Here is a 19,021-nt window from a genome sequence, read left to right as displayed (position 1 = left end):
TGGACTCTCAGGATGTCGGCCAGGGCTTCGGCCGGGGTTTCGGCTTGGGGGCGGGCGGCTTGGTGAAGACCAGGATGTGCGACAGGCGGCACGGCCAGGGCAGCGCCCCCGCGTCCCTGCGGCTGCTGGTCAGGATCACCAGGCCGGGATAACGGGCCAGGCGGTCCAGCAGGTAGCTGACCTCCTGGTTGGCGTAGCGGTCGTGGCTGTCCTTCACGTCCGTGCGCTTGCCGAACAGGGCGTCGGCCTCGTCGAACAGCAGGATCGCGCCGGCCGCCTGCGCGCGCTGCAGGATGATCGAGAGATTTTTCTCCGTCTCGCCGATGTACGCGCTGACCACCGCCGCCAGGTCGATCCGCTGCAGCGGCCGCTTCAGCTGCCGCGCCAGGGTCTCGGCGGCGAGGGTCTTGCCGGTGCCGCTCGGTCCGGCGAAGAGGCAGACGCCGCGCGTCGGGGCGATGGCGGCGAGGCGGGCGAGGTCGCCCAGCGCCGCCGCCGGGCCCTGCGGCAGGGCGAAGCCGTCCAGTCGGGTGATCGCGGCTCGCGGTGCTTTCATGGCGCCGTTGTGATCCTGGTGTGCCCCTGCGGGCCTGGCGCTAGACTTTCGACAGCCAGTCGCGGCAGGCCTGGGCCTTGTCCTTCACGTCCAACAGGTCGAGCGCCTCCAGCGGGCCGGTCAGCAGGTGCAGGCTCTCGGCCTCGGCCATCGCCTCCAGCTTCTCGGCGGCCTCGCGCGCGCCGGTGAAGCGCACCCGCAGGACGCCCTGGCGGAACGCCGCCATGACCAGCCCCGGCTTGTCGCCGCAGTCCAGGATGGAGGAGGCCTCGGCCTGCGGCACCTCCAGCTGGGCCTGCTTGACCACCTCCCGGAACCACAGGGCGCCGGTATAGGCGGCGGCCCCCGGCGGCGAGGCGAGGGTGACGGGCCGGTCCAGTTCGCGGGCCACCTTCAACGCGGTGACCGCCTGTTCCAGCGAGTGAATGATGATGACGCGCTCGTCCATGGGATCCGATGATAATAAAAAGCGGGGCCCTAAGGCCCCGCTTTCGTGTCACTCCTCCGGGGCCCTCGGGCGGTTCCCGAACAGGCCGCTGAGGATGTCAGATCAGCTTGCCGAGCGCCACTGCCGTGTCGCTCATGCGGTTGGAGAAGCCCCACTCGTTGTCGTACCACGACAGCACCCGCACGCAGGTGCCGTCCAGCACCTGGGTCTGGGTCAGGTCGAAGGTCGAGCTGGCCGGCACGTGGTTGAAGTCGCTGGACACCAGCGGGGCGTCATTCACCGCCAGCACGCCCTTCAGCTTGCCCTTGGAGGCCTTCACCATCGCCTCGTTGATGGTCTCGGCGTCGGTCTTCTTCTTCGCCTCGATGGTGAGGTCGATGAGGCTGACGTTGGCGGTCGGCACCCGCACCGAGGTTCCGTCCAGCTTGCCCGCCAGCTCCGGCAGCACGAGGCCCGTGGCGCGCGCGGCGCCGGTCGAGGTCGGGATCATCGAGAGCGCGGCGGCGCGGGCGCGGCGCAGGTCCTTGTGCAGGGTGTCCACGCTCGGCTGGTCGCCGGTGTAGGAGTGGATCGTGGTCATGTAGCCGTGCTTGATGCCGACCGTCTGATCCAGGATGTAGGCGACCGGCACCAGGCAGTTGGTGGTGCAGGAGGCGTTGGAGATGATGGTGTGGCTCTTCTTCAGCTTGTCGTGGTTCACGCCGTAGACCACGGTGATGTCGGCGCCGCTGGCCGGGGCGGAGACCAGGACCTTCTTGGCGCCGCCTTCCAGGTGTTTGCCGGCGGCTTCCTTGCTGGTGAAGATGCCGGTGCATTCCAGCACGATGTCGACGCCCAGATCGCCCCACGGCAGCTTGGCCGGATCACGCTCGGACAGCACCTTCACCTTCTTGCCGTCGACCTTGATGCCGTCTTTCACGGCCTCGATCTTGCCGGGGTAGGTGCCGTGCACGGAATCGTACTTCAGCAGGTGCGCGTTCGCCTCGGGTGTGCCGAGGTCGTTGATGGCGACAAACTCGATGTCCTTGCGCTTGGCCTCCATGGCGGCGCGGAACACCAGGCGCCCGATGCGACCGAAGCCGTTAATACCAACACGAACTGCCATATTTCAGTCTCCGTTCCCTAAGTGCCGCCCGCACGGTTTTCGGCGGACGGCGGTTCCCCTGCTTTTTCTTTCAGCTCGACGATCGTTCGACCCGACGGGGCGGCCCGATCAGGCCGCGTACTTGCCCTGGGCCGCCGCGGCGTTGTCCTTGGCGCGCTTCAGGAAGGCCTGCTGGCCCTTGTCCAGGTTCGCCGGTTTGCCAGCCCAGGCCTTCAGCGGCGCCGCCTGCAGCGCGCGGCCGTAGGAGAAGCTGAGCTTCCAGGGCAGCGGGCCCCTCTTGTTCATCGCGTTGAGGTGCTCGGTGGCCAGCTCGTCGCTCTGTCCGCCGGACAGGAAGACGATGCCGGGCACTGCCGCCGGCACGGTGCGCTTCAGGCAGCGCAGGGTGCGTTCGGCGACTTCCTCGACACCGGCCTGCTCGGGGCAGTCCTGGCCGGAAATCACCATGTTCGGCTTCAGCAGGGTGCCTTCCAGCCAGACGTTCTGCAGGGTGAGTTCGTTGTAGACGCTGCGCAGCACCTCTTCGGTCACTTCCTCGCAGACGTCGATGTCGTGCTCGCCGTCCATCAGCACCTCGGGCTCGACGATCGGCACCAGGCCGGCTTCCTGCGCCATGGCGGCATAGCGCGCCAGCGCGTGGGCATTGGCGGTGACGCAGCCCGGGCTCGGCATGCCCTCGGCGATGCGGTAGACGCCGCGCCACTTGGTGAAGCGGGCGCCGAGGTCGGCGTACTCCTCCAACCGCGCGCGCAGGCCGTCCAGGCCCTCGGTCACGGTCTCGCCGGGATGGCCGGCCAGCGGCTTGGCGCCCATGTCGACCTTGATGCCGGGGATCATGCCGGCCTTTACCAGCTTCTTGACCAGCGGCGTGCCGTCGGCCGCCTTCTGGCGGATGGTCTCGTCATAGAGGATGACGCCGGAGATGTACTTGCCGGCATCGGGGGCGGTGAACAGCATGTCGCGGTAGTCGCGCCGGTTCTCTTCGGTCGACTCGATCTTGATGCTGTCGAAGCGCTTCTTGATGGTGGGGGAGCTTTCGTCGGCGGCAAGAATTCCCTTGCCGTCGGCGACCAGTGCCTTTGCGGTGTCCGCAAGAGCCGATGCAGTCATGTAACAGCCTCCAATCGCATGCCCTCTCTGGTGCAGGGCTTTATATAAAAAACACCGCCCGCCGCGGGCGCGGTCAAATTCGTGTCTTGACCGCTTCGACCACGGCCTCGGCGGTAATGCCGAACTTCTTGTAGAGTTCCTTGGCCGGGGCCGAGGCGCCGAAGCCCCGCATGCCGACGAAGGCGCCGCCCGCCTCGATCCAGCGGTCCCAGCCGAAGCCGATGCCCGCCTCGATGGCGATGTGCAGCGTGCCGGGTCCCAGCACCTCGTCGCGGTAGTGCGGCGGCTGCTGCTCGAAGAGCTCCCAGCACGGCATCGAGACGACGGCGGCCGAGATGCCCTCCTTGCGCAGCAGGTCCTGTGCCTGCATGGCGATCTCCACCTCGGAGCCGGAGGCGAGCAGCGTCACCTGACGCTCGCTGTCGGCCGGCGCCATGATGTAGCCGCCGTAGGCCGCAAGGTTCTCCGAGCACTCCAGGCGCAGCGTCGGCAGGCCCTGGCGGGTCAAGGCCAGAAGCGAGGGCCGGTCCTCGGCCTGCAGCGCCAGTTCCCAGCACTCCGCCGTCTCCACCGTGTCGGCGGGGCGAAACACCAGGAGGTTGGGGATGGCGCGCAGCGCGGCCAGGTGCTCGACCGGCTGGTGCGTCGGACCATCCTCGCCCAGGCCGATGGAATCGTGGGTCATCACGTAGACGACGCGCAGGCCCATCAGTGCCGAGAGGCGGATCGCCGGGCGGCAGTAGTCGCTGAACACCAGGAAGGTGCCGCCGTAAGGGATGAGGCCGCCGTGCAGGGCGATGCCGTTCATCGCCGCGGCCATGCCGTGCTCGCGCACGCCGTAGTGGATGTAGCCGCCGGAGAAGTCATCCGGCGTCACCGGCGGCTGCGACTTCGCCTTGGTGTTGTTGGAGCCCGTAAGGTCGGCCGAGCCGCCGATCATCTCCGGGACCGCCGCGGCCAGCACGTCGAGGGTCTGCTGCGAGGAGACGCGGGTCGCCAGGTTCGGCGTCTCGGCGACCACCTTGGCCTTGAAGGCGGCGAGGGCGGCCTGCCAGCCGTCGGGCAGCTTGCCGGCCATCTGGCGCTCGAAGGTGGCGCGCTGCGCGCTGGCGGCGAGGCGCTGCTCCCAGTCCTTGCGGGCGCCGCGGCTGCGCGCGCCGGCGGCACGCCAGGCGTCCAGGATCTCCGCGGGAATCTCGAAGGCCGCGTGGGGCCAGCCGAGCTGTTCGCGGGCCGCGGCGATCTCCGCATCGCCCAGCGGCGAGCCGTGGGTCGAGGCGGTGCCCTGCTTGGTGGGGGCGCCGAAGCCGATGACGGTCTTGCAGGCGATCAGGCTCGGGCGGTCGCTCTCACGCGCCGCGGCGATCGCCTTGGCGACGGCGTCGGGATCGTGGCCGTCGACGCGGGTGGTCTCCCAGCCCGAGGCCGCGAAGCGCTTCAGCTGGTCGTCGGAGCAGGCAAGGCCGACCTTGCCGTCGATCGAGATGTCGTTGTCGTCGAACAGGACGATCAGCTTGGAGAGCTTCAGGTGGCCGGCCAGCGAGATCGCCTCGTGGCTGATGCCCTCCATCAGGCAGCCGTCGCCGGCGATCGCATAGGTGTAGTGGTCGACCAGGGCGTCGCCGAAGCGCGCGTTCAGCAGGCGCTCGGCCAGCGCCATGCCGACGGCGTTGGCGAGGCCCTGGCCCAGCGGGCCGGTGGTGGTTTCGATGCCGCTGGCGTGGCCGTATTCCGGGTGGCCGGCGGTGCGCGAGCCCAGCTGGCGGAAGTTCTTGATCTCCTCCAGCGTCATGTCCTCGTACCCGGTGAGGTAGAGCAGGGCGTAGAGCAGCATGGAGCCGTGGCCGGCGGAGAGCACGAAGCGGTCGCGGTCGGCCCACTTGGGGTCGGCCGGGTCGGTCTTCAGGAAGCGCGAGAACAGCACCGTGGCGACGTCGGCCATGCCCATCGGCATGCCGGGATGGCCGGAATTCGCCTTCTGCACGGCATCCATGGCCAGCGCGCGGATCGCGTTGGCCATGTCGCGGTGGTTTTTCGGGGTCACTAAGCTGTCTTGCGTCGAAGGCGACGTAACGACGTCCATCGGGAAGGTCCACCTGAAGGGAATTGGAAAAGCGGCGCTGCCCGCCGATTTTGAGCGGCACCATGCCGCCACGCCCAGGCAAGGTCAACGCCCTATCGCGCGGATTTGCCGGATTTTGACACAGGCGCGCCGGCCTTCGGCGGCCTATTCGGGGGCCCTTGTGGAGAACGCGGGCGGGTGGCGCAAATTTGGCTCATCGGTTGACCGGTGACGAAGGCGAAGCCTATCCTCCGACTCCCGTCTTCCGCGCGGATTCGGCCTGAAAAGTTTTGGCCTGAGCCCGCTGCGGAAGGAATTGGACCGAACGGAACCCGAATGCCTCGACTGGAAGAAGCCAGCCACCGCCTGCAGGTGGCGATCGACCACCTGGAAAAGGTGGTCACGGCGCGCGCGGCCCAGGGCAACGCGGGCGCCGGCAAGGGCGGCGACGACGCGGCCCTGCACGCGGCCCTGGAGGCGGCGCGGCGCGAGAACGCCCAGCTGCAGCAGCTTGCCGGGACCGTGACCCAGCGCCTCGACGCGACCATCGGGCGGCTGCGCAAGCTGGTCGGCTAGCCGCCCGGACCGAAGCCCGCCCGAAGTCCGCCTGAAGCCCGAAACAAAAGGATCCGGGATGTCGCAGATCATTTCGCTCACCGTCCACGGCCGCAGCTATCAGGTGACCTGCGACGAGGGGCAGGAAGGCCACCTCGTGAAGCTGGCCGAGCATATCGACCGCAAGATGGCGGAGCTGGAAGGCAGCGTCGGCCAGCTCGGCGAGCAGCGCCTGCTGTTCATGACCTGCCTGCTGATCGCCGACGAGCTGTCCGATGCCCAGCGCCAGGTGGCCGGCCTCGTCGACGGCCTCAAGGCCGGCCGGCCGGCGGCCCAGCCTGCCGCCGTAACCGCTCCGACGGGCCCCAGCGCCTCCGAAGAACAGGCGACGCGGGCCCTGGATGCCTGCGCCCAGCGAATCGAGGCTATTGCCCAGCGCCTCCAGGGCGCCTAGATAGACGGGACCGTAATGCGCGGGCGGCGCTGCGGAGTGCGTCAGGTAAAGAAATCCCTGGGGCCAATACCAACCTCTCGGGAGCTGTCCCTGCCGGGGCCCTGGTCTCGGTATATGGCACCCACCTGTCTAGGCAGGCCACAGAGGATTCATATTACCAACGGCTTTTGCGGCGCCGCCACGTTCCCAGCGCTTCTGCGCTGCCTGCCCGTTCCCTGATTTTCCGAGCCGCCCCCCGTGCCCGCCGATCCCGCCGAGACCGCTGTTCAGGACGCCAAGCGGCGCCTGCGCGCGGCGGCCAGGGCGACCCGCGCCGCGGCGGCTGAAAAGGATGCCCAGGCGCGCCTCCCGGCTGCCCCCATGGCGGCCCCCATGGCGGCCCAGGCCGTCTGCGACCGCTTTCTCGCCGCCGTCGCCGTGGTGCCCGGCACGCTGATCTCGGCCTACTGGCCGATGGCCGACGAAATCGATCCGCGCCCGCTGATGGAGGCGCTGCACGGGCGCGGCCATCCGCTGGCCCTGCCGGCCATCCGCGCCGCCGGCCAGCCGCTGGATTTCCGTGCCTGGCGGCCGGGTGACCCGCTGCAGCCGGCCGGCTTCGGCACCCGGGAGCCGCCGCGGAGCGCGCCGCTGGTGCAGCCCGGCCTGCTGCTGGTGCCGCTGCTGGCCTTCGATGCCGCCGGCTACCGCCTCGGCTACGGCGGCGGCTTCTACGACCGCAGCCTTGCCCTTTTGCGCCGGGCGGGGGATATCCTGGCGGTGGGGCTGGCCTATGCCGCGCAGCAGGTGCCGGCGGTACCGCGCGAGCCGACCGACCAGCCCCTCGATCTGGTGGTGACCGAGCGCGGGGCGATCACGCCGCAGCCCCCGGGGCTGCGGGAGCCCGCGGGCGCCCGGAACCGCTAAGAACCGGAAACCGCTAAGGCCCGGAAACCGGGCCGAACACAGAAGGGAAATCCGTTTCGTCATGCGATTGCTGTTCTGCGGCGACGTGGTGGGCCGGCCGGGCCGCGACGCCATCGCCGCTCATCTGCCGGGCTTGCGTCAGCGCCTCGACCTCGACTTCGTGGTGGTCAACGGGGAAAACGCGGCTTCCGGCTTCGGGATCACCGACAAGATCTGCCGCCAGCTGTTCGAGGCCGGCGCCGACGTCATCACGGGCGGCAACCACTCCTGGGACCAGCGCGAGGTGATGGCCTACATCGCCGGCGAGCCGCGCCTGCTGCGGCCACAGAACTTCCCGGCCGGCACGCCGGGACGCGGCAGCGGCGTCTTCGAGACCCGGCGCGGCAAGAAGGTGCTGGTGATGAACGTTATGGGCCAGCTGTTCATGGAGGACCTGGACGACGCCTTCGCCTGCATCGCCGGGATGCTGGCCAAGCACCGCCTCGGCGCCACCGTGGACGCCGCGATCCTGGATTTCCATGCCGAGGCGACCTCGGAGAAGATGGCCGCCGGCCACTTCGTCGACGGCAAGGTCTCGCTCTTCGTCGGCACCCACACCCACGTGCCGACCGCCGATACCATGGTCCTGAACGGCGGCACCGCCTACCAGAGCGACGCCGGCATGTGCGGCGACTACGATTCGGTGATCGGCATGGAAAAGACCGTGCCGATCGAGCGCTTCGTGAAGAAGGTCCGCGGCGAGCGGCTGTCGGTCGCCGGCGGCGAGGGCACGCTCTGCGCGGTGTTCGTGGAAACCGACGACGCGACCGGGCTGGCCCGCCGGGTCGCGCCGGTCAGGCTGGGCGGGCGGCTGGCGGAAACGGTGCCGGCGCTGCTGTCGGTCTAGGCCGCCGGACGTCCGGAACCGCTGACCAAATCAGTCGATCAGTTGGGGCGCTGGCCGGCGGAGACGGCGAGGAAGCGCTCGATCTCGGAGTGGACGATCTCAGTCTGCTGGCTCATGTCGGCGGCCAGCCGGCGGGAGTCCTCCACTGCCGCCTTGGCGGGCAGTGCGGCCATGGCGAGCAGGCCGTCGAGCGCGCCCAGCGCGGATTCCTCGGCGAAAGTCTCGACCAGGTCGGCCGCCTGATCCAGGCGGCGGGCCACCTCGGCGGCGTCGTTCGAGACGTCGTCGGTGATGGCCAGATCGATAATGTTCAACGGCCGCGGCATGGGCTCTGTCCTTAGCGAAAGGGGCTCAGCGAGCCATCAGAGTGCCGTGTCGGCGTTAATTAGCCGTTAACCGGCGGCGCCGCACTTCTAGGACCTCATTATCGGCTCTTGGCCCCCCAAACGGGCGGCAAACCAGGGATTGGGCGCATCGAAGGGCTTTAGATCGGGTGGGGGAACTGCTAGAAGCCGCCCTAATGTCGCCATATTGGGGGCTTATCCGTTGCGCTGGTATGCCCCGCTTTCGCTCAAAATGTGGTAGGCTGAAGCTTATTACGTCCCACTATGTAGGATCAGGATCGTCGAGTCATGGCGGGCCATTCACAGTTTAAGAACATCATGTACCGCAAGGGCGCGCAGGATAAGAAGCGCGCCAAGCAGTTTGCGCGGCTGACGCGCGAGATCATGGTCGCGGCCAAGTCGGGCCTGCCGGAGCCGGACAAGAACCCGCGCCTGCGCGGGGCCATCCAGGCGGCGCGCCAGGCCAACATGCCGAAGGACAACATCGATCGCGCCATCAAGCGCGCGGCCGGCGGCGAGGACGACACCAACTATGAAGAGGTGCGCTACGAGGGCTACGGCCCGGGCGGCGTCGCGGTGATCGTCGAGGCGCTGACCGACAACCGCAACCGCACGGCCGGCGAGGTGCGTTCCGCCTTCAGCAAGCACGGCGGCACCCTGGGGGAGACCAACTCGGTGTCCTTCATGTTCGACCGCATGGGCGTGATCACCTATCCGGCCAAGACCGCGTCGCCCGAGGCGATGTTCGAGGCGGCGGTCGAGGCCGGCGCCAGCAACGTCGAAAGCAGCGCGCAGACCCACGAGGTCACCTGCGACCCCGACGACTTCTCGGCGGTGCGCGACGCGCTGACCGAAAAGTTCGGCGATCCGACGGATGCCGATCTGACCTGGCGCCCGCAGACCACGGTGGCGATCGACGAGGACAAGGCGCAGACCATGCTGAAGATGCTCGACATGCTGGACGAGAGCGACGACGTGCAGCGGGTCTCGGCGAACTTCGAGATCAGCGACGACGTGATGGCGCGTCTGACCGCCTAGTGCATTCTTGAAGGGCGGCGGGGCCGCCCTGACCTGGGCCGGGCTGCCGGGGGGCGCTCCCGGCAATCGGGTCGCCGCCGGCCAGCCGGCGGATGAGATTGGGGAATCGAAGCGACGGCAATGCGAGTTCTTGGGCTTGATCCGGGTTTGCGCCAGACCGGTTGGGGCGTCATCGACGCCGAAGGCAACCACCTGAAGCACGTCGCCAACGGCATCGTCGTGTCCGACGGCAAGGCGGATCTCGCCCAGCGCCTGCTGCAGCTGCACCGCGGCCTGGCCGATGTGGTGGCCGCCTACCGCCCGGATACCGCGGCGGTCGAGGTGACGCTGGCCAACAAGAACCCGTCCTCCACCCTGAAGCTCGGCATGGCGCGCGGCATCGCGCTCTTGACCCCGGCGCTGCAGGATATCGCCGTCGCCGAGTATCTGCCGATGATCGTGAAGAAGGCGGTGGTCGGCACCGGCCATGCCGACAAGGACCAGGTGGCGATGATGATCGGTCGCCTGCTGCCCGGCTGCAGCGTCGCCGCGCCCGATGCGGCCGACGCGCTGGCCGTCGCCATCTGCCACGCCCACCATGTCTCGACCAGCCGCCAGTGGGCGGCCGGGGTGGCGGATCCGCTCGCCGCCTCGCGCGCCAAGGCGCCCGCCAAGGCGCCTGCCAAGGCGATCAGGAGCCGCGCATGATCGGCAAGCTGACCGGCCTGGTCGATTCGACCGGTGACGACTGGGCGATCCTCGACGTCGGCGGTGTCGGCTACCTGGTCTTCGCCTCCGGGCGCACCCTCGGCCTGCTGCCGCCGCCGGGCGGCGGCGCCACGCTGTGGATCGAGACCCACGTGCGCGAAGACCACATTCACCTCTTCGGTTTCGCCGATCCGGCCGAGCACGACTGGTTCAAGCTGCTGCACAGCGTGCAGGGAGTGGGCGCCAAGATGGCGCTGGCCATTCTCTCGGTGCTGTCGCCGCACGACCTGGTGCGCGCCATCGCCGCCCAGGACAAGGCCGCGCTGTCGCGCGCGCACGGCGTCGGCCCCAAGCTGGCCGGGCGCATCGCCAGCGAGCTGAAGGACAAGGCCGGCGGAATGGCGCTGGGGCCGGTGGCGGCGGTCAACGGCAGCGGCAAGGCCGCCGGCGGGGCCGTGTCGGAGGACGCCGTCTCCGCGCTGGTCAACCTCGGCTACCGCCGGACCGAAGCCTTCGCCGCCGTCGCCAAGGCGAGCGGTGACCTGGGCAGCGGCGCCAGCGTCGAAGCGCTCATCAAAGCGGGCCTCAAGGAACTGGCGTCATGAGCGATTCCAGCGCTCAGGACAAGGCCGCGGACCGCATCGTGGCGCCGGACTTCAACGAGGCCGACGCCGGCGAGATCACCCTCAGGCCCGCCCAACTCGACGATTTCATCGGCCAGCGCGCGGTGCGCGAGAACCTGCGCGTCTTCATCGAGGCGGCGCGCGGGCGCGGCGATGCCCTGGACCATGTGCTGTTCTTCGGCCCGCCGGGTCTCGGCAAGACGACGCTGGCGCAGATCGTCGCGCGCGAGATGGGTGTCGGCTTTCGCGCCACCTCGGGGCCGGTCATCGCGCGCGCCGGCGATCTGGCGGCGATCCTCACCAACCTGCAGCCGCACGACGTGCTGTTCATCGACGAGATCCACCGGCTTTCGCCGGCGGTGGAGGAGGTGCTCTACCCGGCGATGGAGGACTTCCACCTCGACCTCATCATCGGCGAGGGACCGGCGGCGCGCTCGGTGCGCATCGACCTGCCGCCCTTCACCCTGGTCGGCGCGACGACGCGTTCCGGCCTCATCACGACGCCGCTGAGGGAACGATTCGGTATTCCTTTACGTCTACAGTTCTATGAAGCGGATGAATTGGAACTGATCGTGAGCCGGGGGGCCCGGGTCCTGGGCATGAAATTGACCTCAGACGGCGCGGCGGAGATCGCGCGCCGCTCGCGCGGCACGCCGCGCGTCGCCGGCCGCCTGCTGCGCCGGGTGCGCGACTTTGCCGCCGTCGCCGGCGTCGAGACCGTGGCCGCGGTGCAGGCGGACAGCGCCCTGAAGCGCCTCGATGTCGACGAGCGCGGCCTGGATGCCATGGACCGGCGCTATATGCGCTGCATCGCCGACAACTACGACGGCGGCCCGGTCGGCGTCGAAACCATGGCGGCGGCGCTCTCGGAGCAGCGCGACGTCCTGGAAGAAGTGATCGAGCCCTACCTGATCCAGCAGGGCCTGGTGCAGCGCACGCCGCGCGGCCGGGTGCTGACCCGTGGCGGTTTCAGCTACCTCGGCCTCGACGTGCCGCGCAGCCTCGACCAACTGACCCTGCTGGGCGACGACACCGCCGGTGGCGGGGAGGGGCTGGCTTGAACGCTGCCGGGACTGAGACTCTGTCCGGCGCGACGTTGTCCGGGCAGATGGTAGAGGGCGAGCATCGCCTGGCGCTGCGCATCTACTACGAGGACACCGACGCCGGCGGCATCGTGTACTACGCGCGCTACCTGCAGTTCGCCGAGCGGGCGCGCACCGAGATCCTGCGCCTGGCCGGCATCGAGCAGACGAAGCTGCGCGACAGCCATGACGTGATCTTCGCGGTCAGCCGTTGCGAAGTGACCTACCGGCGGCCGGCGCGGCTCGACGACCTGGTCGAGGTGCGCTCGCGCCTCGTCGGCCTGCGCGGGGCGAAGCTCTCCGCCGTGCAGACCGTGTGGCGCGCCGGCGAGGAGCTGGTGCGCGTCGCCGTCGACGTCGCCGCGGTGCGCGGCGATGGCCGCCCGACCCGCATTCCGGCGCCCGTTCGCGCCGCGCTAGAACCCTTCGTACAGCAACCCTTCGTACAGCCTTTGGAGCAGGGGTAACCCATGGAACAGGACGCCGTTAATTCTCTCGTGCTCGACGGTTCGGTGGACCCGAGCCTGTCGGTCTGGGGGCTTTTCCTCGAGGCCGACATCGTCGTGCAGATCGTCATGGTCCTGCTGTTGCTGGCGTCCTTCTGGTGCTGGGCGATCATCTTCGAGAAGGTGCTGCGCCTGCGCCGCCTCAAGGAGCGCGCCGGCCAGTTCGAGGAGGCCTTCTGGTCCGGCGGCTCGCTGGACGACCTCTACGACCGGCTGGACAACCGCCCGCCCGATCCCATGGCGTCGATCTTCGTCTCGGCGATGCGCGAATGGCGCCGCTCGGCCTCGCGCGGCATCGCCCAGACCGCCGAGGTGAAGACCAGCCTGCAGCAGCGCATCGAGCGGGTCATGGAGATCGCCCTGGGACGCGAGATGGACCGCCTGGAGCGTCACATGACCTTCCTCGCCTCGGTCGGCTCGGCGGCACCCTTCATCGGCCTGTTCGGCACGGTCTGGGGCATCATGAACGCCTTCACCTCGATCGCCGCGGCGAAGAACACCAGTCTCGCGGTGGTGGCGCCGGGCATCGCCGAGGCGCTGTTCGCCACCGCGCTGGGCCTCGTCGCCGCCATCCCGGCGGTGATCGGCTACAACAAGCTGTCCAACGACCTCGGCCGCTATGCCGGGCGCCTGGAGGCCTTCGCCGGCGAGTTCGGCGCCATCCTGTCGCGCAAGCTGGACGAGAAGGGCTGACGCCATGGCAGCGACTCTCATGCCCGCGGGCGGACGCCGCGGCGGCCGCGGCCAAAGGCGCTACAGGCCGCTCAGCGAGATCAACGTGACGCCCTTCGTCGACGTCATGCTGGTGCTGCTCATCGTCTTCATGGTGACGGCGCCGCTGCTGACCGTCGGTGTGCCGGTCGACCTGCCCAAGACGCAGGCGCAGTCGATCGCCGATCCGGACGAGCCGCTGGTCATCTCGATCAACGCCGAGGGCCAGATCTTCATCCAGGATTCCGAGGTCGAGCTGGGCCAGCTGGTGCCGCGCCTGCGCGCGATCACCGAGACCAAGCCCGACACCCGCATCTTCGTGCGCGGCGACAAGGCGATCGACTACGGCCGCATCATGCAGGTGATGGGCACGGTGAACGTCGCCGGCTTCCAGCGCGTCGCGCTGATCGCCGAGCTGCCCCAGGGCGGCGAGCCGGGCGCGCCGGGCGCTGCAGCAGACGAAAAGACGCCGCCGACCGGCCAGAACTAGGCCGCCGGCGCCATCCACCGATTTCGAGCAGGGACGCACAGCACCGCGCATCATGGGTAAAGCTACGATCTTTTCCGCGCTTCTGCACCTCGGGGTGATCCTCGCCCTGGTGTTCGGGCTGCCCGTGCTGCGCGATCCCATGGTCGATTTCCAGTCGGTGCCGGTCGAACTGGTCATGCTGCCGGAGGAGAATACCGACGCGCCGGTGGCCGAGCCGGAACCGGAGCCCGAACCGGTGAACCAGGCGCCCGAGCTGGCGCCGGAGCCGGAGCCGGAGGTCGCCAAGGCGCCGATGCCCGAACCGACGCCCGAACCGGTGCCGGAGCCCGAGCCGCAGCCCGAGCCCGAGCCCGCTCCGGAGCCCGCCCCGGTTCCCGAACCCCAACCCGAGCCGGAACCCGAGCCGGCGCCCGAACCCGAGCCGGTGCCCGAGCCGGAACCGGAGCCCGAGCCCGAGCCGGAGCCGGAGGCCGAAGCCCCGCCGCCCAAGCCCAAGCCGAAGCCCAAGCCGCCGGTGCAGGTCGCCAAGCAGCCGGAGCCCGAGAAGAAGAAAGAGGAGCCGAAGCCGGAGGACCGCCTGACCTCGATCCTGCGCAACGTGGAGAAGCTGAAGGAAGAGCCCAGCACCCAGCCGCAGCAGCCGGCGCGGGCGCCGGTGCAGGCGGAAACGCCGAAAGTCTCCGCGGTGCAGCGCCAGCAGCTGGAGAACTCCGTGCAGAGCCAGATCAAGCGCTGCTGGCGGCTCGACGCGGGCGCGCGCCAGGCGGAAGACCTCATTGTCGAGGTCACCGTCAACCTCGCCCCCGACGGGCGCGTCATCGGTACGCCGCGGGTGGTCGATACCGGGCGGGTGACCCGCGACGCCTACTTCCGCAGCGCGGCGGAAAACGCCGTCAGGGCGATCCTGCAGTGCAGCCCCTTCGAGCTGCCGGTCGCCCAGTATTCTGAATGGAAGACGATGAACCTGACCTTCAACCCGAGAGAGATGTTTGGATCATGACGTCGATGCAAAGCACCGAATCCCGTCCGACCGGGGCCCCGATGACGCTTTCCGCGCGGCTTTCCGCCGCTCTAGTGCTGGTCGCCGTGCTGCTCGCCGGCGCCCCCGCGCAGGCCCAGCTGAACGTCGATATCCGGGAGGGCTTCGTCAAACCGCTGCCCATCGCCGTCACCGATTTCTACGGCGAGGTGTCGGAGGAGACCCGGCTGGGCGGCGATATCGCCTCCGTAGTCGCCGCCGACCTGGAGCGCAGCGGCCTGTTCCGCCCGGTCGACAAGCGCGCCTACATCCAGGACGTCGCCTCGCTGCGGCTCGGCCCGCGCTTCGGCGACTGGCGCCTGATCAACGCCGAGGCACTGGTCAGCGGTAGCGTGGCGCTGCAGGCCGACGGCCGCATGGTCGTGCAGTTCCGCCTGTGGGACGTCTTCTCCGAGGTGCAGATGCGGGGCACCCAGTACACCACGCCGCCGTCGAACTGGCGCTCCATCGCGCACCGCATCGCCGACGAGATCTACCAGCGCCTGACCGGCGAGCAGGGTTACTTCAACACGCAGATTGTGTACATCGCCGAGCAGGGACCGCAGAACCGGCGCATCAAGCGCCTCGCGATCATGGACCAGGACGGCGAGAACCACCGCTTCCTGACCAGCGGCAACGAGCTGGTGCTGACCCCGCGCTTCTCCCCCTCGACGCGGGAGATCACCTACATGGCCTACCAGTCCAATGGCCGGGTCGAGGTGCCGCGGGTCTACCTGTTCAACCTCAATACCGGCCAGCAGGAGGTGCTCGGCGACTTCCCGGGCATGACCTTCGCGCCGCGCTTCTCCACCGAGGGCAACGAGGTGATCCTCTCCATGGCCAGGGACGGCAACTCGGAGATCTACACCATCGACCTCAGGACCCGGCGCCAGACCAAGCTGACGAACCACCCGGCGATCGATACCTCGCCGTCGTTCTCGCCCGATTCGCGCGAAATCACCTTCAATTCCGACCGCGGCGGCTCGCCGCAGATCTACGTGATGAATCGGGACGGAAGCAACGTGCGCCGAATCAGCCGCGGACAGGGGTACTACTACACGCCGGTGTGGTCGCCGCGCGGCGATCTGATCGCTTTCACGCGCCAGCACGCCGGCGAATTTTACATAGGAGTTATGCGTCCGGATGGGTCCGGGGAGCGCATGTTAGTGAGGGATTACAACGTCGAAGCGCCTACTTGGGCGCCGAACGGGCGGGTTCTCAGCTATTTCCGGACCACCCGGGCGGACTCACGCGGGCAAATCACTAGTAAGATCTTTACGATTGATCTCACAGGGTTCAACGAACGCGAGCTTGTGACGCCTTTGGACGCTTCAGATCCGGCGTGGTCCCCCTTGATTCAGTAGGGGGGCGTCGGTATAGTCCGTTAACCATTTTCGGCTGTTAGTTGCCGACGTTGGGGGGCCATATCAAGCAGGCGGGACCTGTTAAGTCACCGGTGGCAGGTCAGCCTCAATCCAAAAATCCGGGGATGTGTTTGAGAGGGCAGATTATGCGCTTTTCCCTTGTTACGACCTTCGCTGCGGCTTTGCTGCTTGCTGCGTGTTCGACGCCGTCTGAAGAGGCGTCTACCACGTCCGGCAGCGGCAGCAGCGGCACGGGCACGACTCAGCAGCCGCAGCCGGCACAGCCTACTATCGCCCGTCCGGCTCCTGGTTCCCAGGAAGACCTGACGGTCGAGGTCGGCGATCGGGTGTTCTTTGATTACGACATGTACAACATTCGCGCGGACCAGCGCGGCACGGTTGAGGCTCTGGCGGCTTGGCTCGATACCAATCCGTCGGTGACGCTCAGCATCGAAGGCCATGCCGACGAGCGCGGCACGCGCGAGTACAACCTCGCCCTCGGCGAGCGCCGTGCCAATTCCGTGCGTGACTACCTGGTTGCGCTGGGCATCAACCCGGCCCGCCTCAGCACCGTCAGTTTCGGTGAAGAGCGGCCGGCCGTGCTCGGCTCCAACGACTCCGCCTGGGCGCAGAACCGCCGCGGCGTCTTCGTTGTGAACTAAGGCGCCTCCGGCGTCTTAGTACCGCTTGGGAAACCCCGTCCGGCCGCGCGTTTGTCGCTGTGCCGGGCGGGGTTTTTCGCGTTTGCGGGCGTCCTTGATCTGGACCTTGCGGGCGTCCTTAACAGGGCATAAAGCCTATCGCGCCATAAAGATGCGCCATAAAGATGCCATGAAGCCCTGCCACAGAATGCGGTTCTCTATTGCCGGACCGAAAGACGAAGCGGAGGAAACAGCGATGACCAGCCTGGTCCGCAGCCGGCCCCTGAAGTCCCCCTTCAAGCCCCTGCTCAGAGGCGGCTGCCCTGCCCTGGTTGCCGGCGCCCTCGTCGCCGGCCTGCTGTGCCTGGCGCCGGCGCTGGTGCAGAGCGCGCAGGCGCAGAGCAACGTCGAAAACCAGCTGCAGCGCCTGCAGCGGGAACTGTCCGACCTGCAGCGCCAGGTTTACAGCGGCGGCACCCCGCCGGCGGCGGCGGCCGGCGACGGCGGCTCGGCCGGCGGTGTGGCGCCGACCCAGGCGGCGCGCATCCAGCTGCAGCTCGACCAGATGGAACAGCAGATGCAGGAGCTGACCGGCCGTATCGAGGAGATGAACTTCCGCGTCGAAACCGTCAGCGACCGCCTCGACAAGCTGGTCGCCGACGTCGACCTGCGCCTGCGCAACTTGGAGCAGGGCGGCCTGCCGCCGGTCGGTGCGGAAGCGCCGCTGGGGGGCGCCCCGATGGCCGGTGCGCCGATGGCGGGCGGCGCCGGCCAGGCTGCCGCTACCAGCCCCGCCCAGCCGGGCACCCTCGGCACCCTCAGCGAGACCGACCTCAGCCGCTTCCAGCAGGAGCAGGCGGCGAATCCGCCGGGCCCGGCAGCACCGACTGCCGCTGCCCAGCAGCAGGCCGCCGCGCCCGCCGGCGCCGCGGCGCTGCCCGGCGGCACGCCGCAGCAGCAGTACGACTACGCCTTCGGCCTGCTGCGCCAGGCCAACTACGCCGGTGCCGAGCAGGCCTTCACCAGCTTCCTCGACCAGCATCCCGACAACGCGCTGGCCGGCAACGCCAAGTACTGGCTGGGCGAGACCTACTACGTGCGCGGCAACTATCAGCAGGCGGCGGTCACCTTCGCCGAGGGCTTCGAGACCTATCCGGACAACTCCAAGGCGCCCGACAACCTGCTGAAGCTCGGCATGTCGCTCGCCTCGCTGGGCAGCACCCAGGACGCCTGCGGCACCTTCGCGGTGCTGCTCGACCGCTATGCCGACGCGCCGGCGACCATCCTGTCCCGCGCCCAGCGGGAGTCGCAGCGCCTCGGGTGCCAGTAAGGGAGCGGCTCGCCCCCATGGCCACGCCGATGGCCGCGCCCGTCACCGCGGAGGACTTCGCCGCCCGCATGGCGGCCCTGGAGCCCTTCGAGCCGCGGCCCCACGTGGCGGCGGCGGTTTCCGGCGGCGCCGACAGCCTGGCGCTCACCTTCCTGCTGCAGGACTGGCTGGCCGCGCGGGGCGGGCGGCTCACCGCCTTCACCGTCGACCACGGCCTCAGGCCCGACTCCGCCGCCGAGGCGGCGGCCGTCGGCCGCCTGCTGAAGACCGCCGGCATCGCCCACCAGGTGCTGCCGTGGGACAGCGCCGGGGCCCTTCAAAAGTCCGGCGGCTCGCGCCAGGCGGCGGCGCGGGCGGCGCGCTACGGCCTGCTGCTCGCGGCCTGCGAGGCGGCCGGCATCTTTCACCTGGCGCTGGCGCATCACCTGGAGGACCAGGCGGAGACCTTCCTGCTGCGCCTCGGCCGTGGCAGCGGCCTGGACGGCCTCGCCGCCATGGCGCCGGTCAGCGAGACCGCCGGCCTGCGCCTGCTGCGCCCGCTGCTGGCCCTGCCCAAGGCCCGTCTGGTCGCCACCCTGGAGGCGCGCCACCTCGCCTGGGTGGAGGATCCCAGCAACGGCGACATCGCCTATGCGCGGGTGCGTCTGCGCCGCCTGCTGCCGGACCTGGCCAGCGAGGGGATGACCCCGGCACGCCTGGGCAGTGCCACCCAGCACCTCGGCCGCGCCCGCGCCGCCCTGGAAGGCGACGTCGCCGCGGTGCTCGCCCGTGCGGTGAGGCCGGACCCGGCCGGCTTCCTCGATCTCGACCCGGCCGTGCTGGCCGGCGCCAGCACCGAGGTATCGCTGCGCGCCCTGGCGCGCAGCCTGATGGCGGTGGGCGGCTGTGACTACACGCCGCGTCTGGAGCGTCTGGAGCGCCTGCACGCCTGCCTGGCGCTCGGGCTCGACAGGGCGGTCACCCTCGGCGGCTGCCGCATCCTGGCCCGCGGCGCGCGCTGGCTCATCGTGCGCGAGGCGGGCCGGACCGCGCCGGCGGCGGTGCAGCCGGGCGCTCGGCTGCTGTGGGACGGCCGTTTCGAAGTGGTGCTGGCCCGCGGCGGCGG

Annotated in this window: 22 protein-coding genes and 1 other RNA gene; 17 read left to right on the top strand and 6 right to left on the bottom strand. The window is 69.3% G+C overall.

Annotated elements, in window-relative coordinates:
- Positions 1–7: 7 nt before the first annotated feature.
- From WDC82_RS00115 to tkt, 5 genes are all read right to left on the bottom strand, one after another.
- Positions 8–556, bottom strand: coding sequence for an ATP-binding protein (locus tag WDC82_RS00115; protein ID WP_340115190.1), 549 nt, complete (start codon positions 554–556; stop codon positions 8–10).
- A gap of 40 nt (positions 557–596) precedes the next feature.
- The gene (locus WDC82_RS00110) at positions 597–1,004 is read right to left on the bottom strand and encodes a hypothetical protein (protein WP_340115189.1); all 408 of its coding nucleotides are present in this window, start codon (positions 1,002–1,004) and stop codon (positions 597–599) included.
- A 97-nt stretch (positions 1,005–1,101) separates the two neighbouring features.
- Entirely contained in the window at positions 1,102–2,109 is a 1,008-nt protein-coding gene (gene gap / locus WDC82_RS00105; RefSeq protein WP_340115188.1) for a type I glyceraldehyde-3-phosphate dehydrogenase, read from the bottom strand.
- 108 nt (positions 2,110–2,217) lie between these two features.
- On the bottom strand, positions 2,218–3,219 hold the full coding sequence (locus tag WDC82_RS00100; RefSeq protein WP_340115187.1) for a class I fructose-bisphosphate aldolase: 1,002 nt from the start codon (positions 3,217–3,219) through the stop codon (positions 2,218–2,220).
- Between the two features lie 73 nt (positions 3,220–3,292).
- Positions 3,293–5,302, bottom strand: a complete 2,010-nt coding sequence (gene tkt / locus WDC82_RS00095) for a transketolase (RefSeq protein ID WP_370661517.1) — start codon at positions 5,300–5,302, stop codon at positions 3,293–3,295.
- A 315-nt stretch (positions 5,303–5,617) separates the two neighbouring features.
- Here tkt and WDC82_RS00090 point away from each other — a divergent pair, with 315 nt between their 5' ends.
- The 5 genes from WDC82_RS00090 (at position 5,618) to WDC82_RS00070 (ending at position 8,082) form a co-directional block, all read left to right on the top strand.
- Complete coding sequence (locus WDC82_RS00090; RefSeq protein ID WP_340115184.1) at positions 5,618–5,857, top strand: hypothetical protein; 240 nt, start codon at positions 5,618–5,620, stop codon at positions 5,855–5,857.
- Positions 5,858–5,915: 58 nt separating this feature from the next.
- Positions 5,916–6,290, top strand: a complete 375-nt coding sequence (locus WDC82_RS00085) for a cell division protein ZapA (protein ID WP_340115183.1) — start codon at positions 5,916–5,918, stop codon at positions 6,288–6,290.
- Between the two features lie 23 nt (positions 6,291–6,313).
- Positions 6,314–6,470, top strand: a non-coding RNA gene (gene ssrS, locus WDC82_RS00080) — 6S RNA.
- A gap of 57 nt (positions 6,471–6,527) precedes the next feature.
- Positions 6,528–7,196 carry a 5-formyltetrahydrofolate cyclo-ligase gene (locus WDC82_RS00075; RefSeq protein WP_340115182.1) on the top strand — a complete coding sequence of 223 codons (669 nt, stop codon included), beginning with the start codon at positions 6,528–6,530 and terminating at the stop codon, positions 7,194–7,196.
- Positions 7,197–7,257: 61 nt separating this feature from the next.
- Positions 7,258–8,082, top strand: a complete 825-nt coding sequence (locus WDC82_RS00070) for a TIGR00282 family metallophosphoesterase (RefSeq protein WP_340115181.1) — start codon at positions 7,258–7,260, stop codon at positions 8,080–8,082.
- 38 nt (positions 8,083–8,120) lie between these two features.
- Here the strand turns inward: WDC82_RS00070 and WDC82_RS00065 are convergent, their stop codons facing one another.
- Complete coding sequence (locus WDC82_RS00065) at positions 8,121–8,408, bottom strand: hypothetical protein (RefSeq protein WP_340115180.1); 288 nt, start codon at positions 8,406–8,408, stop codon at positions 8,121–8,123.
- A 306-nt stretch (positions 8,409–8,714) separates the two neighbouring features.
- Between WDC82_RS00065 and WDC82_RS00060 the strand changes: the two genes are divergently transcribed.
- From WDC82_RS00060 to tilS, 12 genes are all read left to right on the top strand, one after another.
- On the top strand, positions 8,715–9,464 hold the full coding sequence (locus WDC82_RS00060) for a YebC/PmpR family DNA-binding transcriptional regulator (RefSeq protein WP_340115179.1): 750 nt from the start codon (positions 8,715–8,717) through the stop codon (positions 9,462–9,464).
- A gap of 120 nt (positions 9,465–9,584) precedes the next feature.
- Positions 9,585–10,151 (top strand): crossover junction endodeoxyribonuclease RuvC, encoded by a 567-nt coding sequence (gene ruvC, locus WDC82_RS00055; protein ID WP_340115178.1) that lies wholly within the window; start codon positions 9,585–9,587, stop codon positions 10,149–10,151.
- Complete coding sequence (ruvA, locus tag WDC82_RS00050) at positions 10,148–10,756, top strand: Holliday junction branch migration protein RuvA (protein WP_340115177.1); 609 nt, start codon at positions 10,148–10,150, stop codon at positions 10,754–10,756. Before ruvC ends, ruvA begins: the two co-directional genes overlap by 4 nt.
- Positions 10,753–11,835 (top strand): Holliday junction branch migration DNA helicase RuvB, encoded by a 1,083-nt coding sequence (gene ruvB, locus WDC82_RS00045; protein WP_340115176.1) that lies wholly within the window; start codon positions 10,753–10,755, stop codon positions 11,833–11,835. Before ruvA ends, ruvB begins: the two co-directional genes overlap by 4 nt.
- On the top strand, positions 11,832–12,323 hold the full coding sequence (gene ybgC, locus WDC82_RS00040) for a tol-pal system-associated acyl-CoA thioesterase (RefSeq protein ID WP_340115175.1): 492 nt from the start codon (positions 11,832–11,834) through the stop codon (positions 12,321–12,323). Before ruvB ends, ybgC begins: the two co-directional genes overlap by 4 nt.
- Before the next feature lie 3 nt (positions 12,324–12,326).
- Positions 12,327–13,055, top strand: a complete 729-nt coding sequence (tolQ, locus tag WDC82_RS00035) for a protein TolQ (protein ID WP_340115174.1) — start codon at positions 12,327–12,329, stop codon at positions 13,053–13,055.
- 4 nt (positions 13,056–13,059) lie between these two features.
- Complete coding sequence (tolR, locus tag WDC82_RS00030) at positions 13,060–13,563, top strand: protein TolR (protein WP_340115173.1); 504 nt, start codon at positions 13,060–13,062, stop codon at positions 13,561–13,563.
- 52 nt (positions 13,564–13,615) lie between these two features.
- Positions 13,616–14,563 carry a cell envelope integrity protein TolA gene (locus WDC82_RS00025; protein ID WP_340115172.1) on the top strand — a complete coding sequence of 316 codons (948 nt, stop codon included), beginning with the start codon at positions 13,616–13,618 and terminating at the stop codon, positions 14,561–14,563.
- Between the two features lie 5 nt (positions 14,564–14,568).
- Positions 14,569–15,945, top strand: coding sequence for a Tol-Pal system beta propeller repeat protein TolB (gene tolB, locus WDC82_RS00020; RefSeq protein ID WP_370661521.1), 1,377 nt, complete (start codon positions 14,569–14,571; stop codon positions 15,943–15,945).
- 146 nt (positions 15,946–16,091) lie between these two features.
- The gene (gene pal / locus WDC82_RS00015) at positions 16,092–16,607 is read left to right on the top strand and encodes a peptidoglycan-associated lipoprotein Pal (RefSeq protein ID WP_340115171.1); all 516 of its coding nucleotides are present in this window, start codon (positions 16,092–16,094) and stop codon (positions 16,605–16,607) included.
- A gap of 235 nt (positions 16,608–16,842) precedes the next feature.
- Entirely contained in the window at positions 16,843–17,916 is a 1,074-nt protein-coding gene (gene ybgF, locus WDC82_RS00010; protein WP_340115170.1) for a tol-pal system protein YbgF, read from the top strand.
- A gap of 17 nt (positions 17,917–17,933) precedes the next feature.
- Positions 17,934–19,021: tRNA lysidine(34) synthetase TilS (gene tilS, locus WDC82_RS00005; protein ID WP_340115169.1), on the top strand; the 1,088-nt coding region annotated here is incomplete at its 3' end.

It is taken from the genome of Pelagibius sp. 7325, assembly GCF_037652055.1.
In the GTDB taxonomy this organism is placed as follows: Bacteria; Pseudomonadota; Alphaproteobacteria; order Kiloniellales; family Kiloniellaceae; genus Pelagibius.
Note: the sequence above shows the minus strand (reverse complement) of the source record. Positions and strands in the feature narration are given on the sequence as shown.